The sequence below is a fragment of the Marinibaculum pumilum genome (assembly GCF_042646425.1).
Classification (GTDB): Bacteria; Pseudomonadota; Alphaproteobacteria; order Ferrovibrionales; family Ferrovibrionaceae; genus Marinibaculum; species Marinibaculum pumilum.
Genome location: NZ_JBHRTR010000035.1, coordinates 42,724 through 47,594, shown reverse-complemented (window position 1 = coordinate 47,594; position 4,871 = coordinate 42,724). Strand labels below are relative to the sequence as shown.

General features: G+C 68.1%; 5 protein-coding genes. All 5 read left to right on the top strand.

Going from position 1 to position 4,871, the window contains the following annotated elements:
• Positions 1-127 precede the first annotated feature (127 nt).
• The gene (locus tag ACFOGJ_RS22255; RefSeq protein WP_379904730.1) at positions 128-1,075 is read left to right on the top strand and encodes a branched-chain amino acid ABC transporter permease; all 948 of its coding nucleotides are present in this window, start codon (positions 128-130) and stop codon (positions 1,073-1,075) included.
• The gene (locus ACFOGJ_RS22250) at positions 1,072-2,361 is read left to right on the top strand and encodes a branched-chain amino acid ABC transporter permease (protein WP_379904728.1); all 1,290 of its coding nucleotides are present in this window, start codon (positions 1,072-1,074) and stop codon (positions 2,359-2,361) included. Before ACFOGJ_RS22255 ends, ACFOGJ_RS22250 begins: the two co-directional genes overlap by 4 nt.
• Positions 2,358-3,125, top strand: coding sequence for an ABC transporter ATP-binding protein (locus ACFOGJ_RS22245; protein ID WP_379904726.1), 768 nt, complete (start codon positions 2,358-2,360; stop codon positions 3,123-3,125). Before ACFOGJ_RS22250 ends, ACFOGJ_RS22245 begins: the two co-directional genes overlap by 4 nt.
• Positions 3,122-3,904, top strand: coding sequence for an ABC transporter ATP-binding protein (locus ACFOGJ_RS22240; RefSeq protein ID WP_379904724.1), 783 nt, complete (start codon positions 3,122-3,124; stop codon positions 3,902-3,904). Before ACFOGJ_RS22245 ends, ACFOGJ_RS22240 begins: the two co-directional genes overlap by 4 nt.
• 213 nt (positions 3,905-4,117) lie before the next feature.
• On the top strand, positions 4,118-4,871 hold a 754-nt coding region (locus ACFOGJ_RS22235), incomplete at its 3' end, for a tetratricopeptide repeat protein (RefSeq protein WP_379904722.1).

Sequence of the window (4,871 nt, the reverse complement as noted above, 5' to 3'; positions counted from 1 at the left end):
CCCGTCCCGGGGCGGCGGCGCGCGCCGCCGCCCCGGGACCGAACGCCCCTGCCGGGGCCGCGGCGGCGCCATCCGCCACTGTTCCGGTGCGGGTCGCTTCCAGACCCTCCGCCGGGACCCCTGCCGCATGGAAATCGTCGTCTTCTCCCTGCTGAACGGTCTGGTGACCGGGCTGCTGCTGTTCATGCTGTCCAGCGGCCTGACCCTGATCTTCAGCATGATGGGCGTGCTCAACTTCGCGCATGCCAGCCTCTACATGCTGGGCGCCTATTTCGCGTACCAGATCTCGCAGTATTTCGACTTCTGGACCGGCTTCGTGGTGGCGCCGCTCCTGGTCGGCGTGGTCGGCGCCCTGATCGAACGCTTCGGGCTGCGCTACGTCCACCGCTACGGCCATGTTGCGGAGCTGATCTTCACCTTCGGACTGGCCTTCCTGATCGAGGAACTGGTGCAGTTCGTCTGGGGCAAGCTGACGAAGCCCTATCACGAGCCGGAGATCCTGCAGGGCACCCTGTTCACCCTCTGGGGCCAGAACTTCCCGGCCTACAAGGGCTTCATGCTGCTGGTCTCGGTGGCGATCTTCATCGGCCTTTTCATGGTGCTGACCCGCACCCGGATCGGCCTGATCATCCAGGCGGCGATCACCCACCCCAACGTCGTGGGCATGCTGGGCCACAACGTGCCCTTCATCTTCATGCTGGTGTTCGGCGTCGGCGCCGCCCTGGCGGGCCTGGCCGGCGTGATCGCCGGCCCGGTGCTGGGCACTTTCCCCGGCATGGCCTTCCTGCTGGGCTCGATCGTCTTCGTGATCGTGGTGATCGGCGGGCTCGGGTCGCTGGCGGGTGCCTTCGTCGCCTCGCTGCTGATCGGCGTCATCCAGACCTTCGCGATCGCGATCAACCTGTCGGTCGCCGACGTGCTGGGCTGGGTCGGCATTTCCGTCGACCTGTACGACGCGCTGGGCGACATCTGGCGGCTGACCCTGCCGCAGATCGCGCCGCTGATCCCCTACCTCCTGCTGGTGCTGATCCTGATCTTCCGCCCGATGGGCCTGATGGGAAAGCGTGAGACATGACCGACGTCCCGCGCAGCCGTGCGGCCGTTTCCGGCCGCAGCCAGATCCGCCGCTTCGGCCCGTGGATCTTCTTTGCCGCCCTGCTGGTGGTGGCGCCGCTGGTGTTCAACACCACCTTCGGCGTCTCGCTGCTCAACCAGATGGGCATCGTGATCGTGTTCGCCCTCAGCTACAACATGCTGCTGGGCCAGGGCGGCATGCTGTCCTTCGGCCATGCCGTCTATATGGGCCTGGGCGGCTTCATGACCGCGCATGCGCTGAACTTCATCGGCGACGGGCTGATCGACGTGCCGCTGCCGGTGGTGCCGCTGTTCGGCGGGCTGTTCGGCCTGATCTTCGGCATCCTGTTCGGCAGCTTCTCGACCCGCCGGGCGGGCACCATCTTCGCGATGATCTCGCTGGGCATCGGCGAGCTGGTCGCCGGGCTGTCGCTGATCTTCGTCTTCTTCTTCGGCGGCGAGGAGGGGATCAGCGCCAACCGCACCGACCCGATGCGCTTCTTCGGTCTGAACTTCGGCCAGGACATCCAGGTCTACTACCTGATCGCCTTCTGGGTCTTCGTCGCCACCGCCGCGATGTACTTCTTCTCCCGCACGCCGGCGGGCCGCATGGCCAATGCCGTTCGCGACAATCCGGAGCGGGCGGAGTTCGTCGGCTACAGCCAGCGCATCGTCCGCTTCATCTCGTTCTCCGGCGCCGGCTTCTTCGCCGGTATCGCCGGCGGCCTGTTCGCGGTGAACTACGAGATCGTGACGGAAGAGAACCTGAACCTGATCACCTCCGGCGTGGCGCTGCTGATGGCCTATATCGGCGGCATCGGCTTCTTCATCGGGCCGATCATCGGCGCGATCACCTTCACCCTGCTGCAGAGCGTGCTGGGGGCCTATACCGAGATCTGGCAGCTCTATGTCGGCATCCTGTTCCTGGCCACCGTGGTGTTCATGCCCTGGGGCCTGACCGGGATCCTGATGATCCACATGCCGGCGGTGCAGCGCGGCAGCCTCGGCCGGCTCGCCGGTCCCTATGCGCTGGCGGCGGCGCCGGCGATTGCGGCGCTGCTGGGGATCGCCGGCCTGCTGGAGATGATCCACCACCTGAACACCGCGCCTGCGGACGAGCCGGAGATGGGTCTGTTCTTCATGACGGTGAACACGGCCTCGGTCCTGCCCTGGCTGATCCTGGTCGTGCTGGCGGTCGGCGGCGTGCTGGCCCTGCGCAAGCTGGCGCCCGCGATCCACGACGCCTGGTCCGACGCCAGCGGATACCGACGGGGAGGGCCGAAATGACCGCCGCGCTGGAACTGAAGGGGGTCCGCAAGAGCTTCGGCCGGACCGAGATCATCATGGGCGTCGACCTGGCCATCGAGGCGGGCGAGCGGCATGCGATCATCGGCCCGAACGGGGCGGGGAAGTCCACCCTGTTCCACCTGATCAGCGGCCGCTACCAGGTCTCCGCCGGGCAGATCTTCCTGCATGGCGAGGAGATCACCGACATGGCCCCCTACGAGATCAACCGCAAGGGTCTGTCGCGGTCCTTCCAGGTGACCAACATCTTCCCCCGCATGTCGGTGTTCGAGAATGTCCGCTGCGCGCTGCTCTGGTCGATGGGATATCGCTATTCCTTCTGGCGCACGGTCGACCGGGACAGCGAGCTGACCGACCGCACCGACGCCGTGCTGGAGCAGATCGGCCTGACCGGCCGCCGCAACATCCTGGCCTCGGTCCTGACCTATGCCGAGCAGCGGGCGCTGGAGATCGGCATCAGCATGGCCGGCGGCGCCGGCGTGCTGATGCTGGACGAACCCACCGCCGGCATGAGCCACAGCGAGACCGAGCAGGCGGTGGCCCTGATCCGCAGGGTCTCCGAGGGCCGCACCCTGGTGATGGTGGAGCATGACATGGGGGTGGTCTTCGATCTCGCCGACCGGATCTCGGTCCTGGTCTATGGCGAGATCATCGCCTGCGACGTGCCGGAAAAGATCCGCGAGAACCGCGCGGTGAAGGAGGCCTATCTCGGCGCGCTGCTGGACGAGGAGGAGGCCACGGCATGAACGCCACCGCAACCGGCAGCCAGTCCCAGCCCGCCGAGGTACTGGCGGCGGAACGCGCCGCGGCCCGCGCGCGACCGATGCTCGAGGTCAGCGACCTGCATGCCTATTACGGCAAGAGCCATATCCTGCAGGGGGTCACCTTCACCGTCGGCGAGGGGGAGATCGTCTCCCTCCTCGGCCGCAACGGGGTCGGCCGGTCGACCACCGCGAAGGCGATCATGGGCGATGTGGCGCCGCAGGGCTCGATCCGCTTCCGCGGCGAGGAGCTGGCCGGCCTGAAGAGCCATCAGATCGCCCGGCGCGGCCTGGGCTACGTGCCGGAGAACCGCGACATCTTCCCGAGCCTGAGCGTGCGCGAGAACCTGATCCTGGGGATCAAGAGCATGCGCCGCGCCGGCCAGGCCCGCTGGTCGATGGAAGACATGTTCGAGCTGTTCCCCAACCTGCGCGAGCGCGCCGACATCCCCGGCGGCGCCCTGTCCGGCGGCGAGCAGCAGATGCTGACCATGTGCCGCACCCTGATGGGCGATCCCGACCTGGTGATCATCGACGAGCCGACAGAGGGCCTGGCACCGAAGATTGTCGAGCAGGTCGCCCGGCTGCTGGAGGAGATCGCCGATCGCGGCATCTCCATCCTGCTGGTGGAGCAGAAGCTTGCGATCGCCCTGAAGATCTCGCACCGGGTCTATGTCATGGGCCATGGCGCCATGGTGTTCGAGGGCAGCCCGCAGGACCTGATCGCCAGCGAGGATGTCCGCCGGGAGTGGCTGGAGGTCTGACACCCAGTCCTGCCTGACCGGACCCCGGCCCGGGCATCGGCTCGCACCCGACGCCGTCATCCGCCAGCGATACCACAGCCGCGGCATCGCCCTTTCGCGCCGGCGCCGCGCGCCCTATACAGGGCCCGGGCAGATCCATCGCGCCCGACGCACTGGTGATGCCCTGTCCCTTTCCCGCCTATCCTGTCCCTTTCCGCCTATCCTGATTCCGGCATGAACCAAATCCAGACAATCAGCCACGGGCAGGACGATGCCCTGCAGGACGCGGTCGGCGCCCGAGGTGGTTACCGGGGCGGCTACCTGGCCGGCATCGACCGCCTGCGCAACGCCCTGGCCGCGGCGCCCGAGGACGATTCCATCCGGCTGCAGCTCGCCAAGGCACTGTTCGCGGCCGGGGACATGGCCGCCGCGCAAGTCGAGGCCGACCGGGTGACCCGCTTTGCATCGAACTGGGGCCAGCGGATCGAGGCCTGGCGGATTTCCATCGCCGCCGCCCCCTACTGCACCGGCCTTGACGTGCTGGACCTGCGTGCCCTTTCGCAGCGCTGGAGCGGCCACCTGCAGGCCAGGCGCCTGGGCCTGCAGGTCCCGGCCCCGGCCCCTCGCGCCCCGGGGCTGCCGCTGCGGGTCGGCTATCTGCTGGCCGAGCTGCCGGCGGACGGCCGGTTCTGGCCGCTGCACGCGCATGATTCCAGCCGCGTGCAGGCGCATGCCTTCTGGTGCGGCAGCACGCCGGCGCCGGACCCCGTCTTCGAGGACCTGTCGCAGACCGGCAGTGTCGCGGCAGCCGATCGGATGCGCCGTCACGACCTGGACCTGCTGATCGACCTCTGCCCGGCAGGCCTGGCGGCAACCGACATGCTCACCGTCCTGCGGCCGGCGCGGCTCCAGATCGGCATGGGCAGCCGCCTCGTGCCCGACTTCGACAGCGGGCACGACATCCTGCTGGGCGGTGGACGGCTGTTCG

Bases quoted from the DNA above. Each gene is read 5' to 3' on its own strand.
- ACFOGJ_RS22240 (WP_379904724.1), top strand. From the start codon at position 3,122: ATGAACGCCACCGCAACCGGCAGCCAGTCCCAGCCCGCCGAGGTACTG.
- ACFOGJ_RS22245 (WP_379904726.1), top strand. From the start codon at position 2,358: ATGACCGCCGCGCTGGAACTGAAGGGGGTCCGCAAGAGCTTCGGCCGG.
- ACFOGJ_RS22250 (WP_379904728.1), top strand. From the start codon at position 1,072: ATGACCGACGTCCCGCGCAGCCGTGCGGCCGTTTCCGGCCGCAGCCAG.
- ACFOGJ_RS22255 (WP_379904730.1), top strand. From the start codon at position 128: ATGGAAATCGTCGTCTTCTCCCTGCTGAACGGTCTGGTGACCGGGCTG.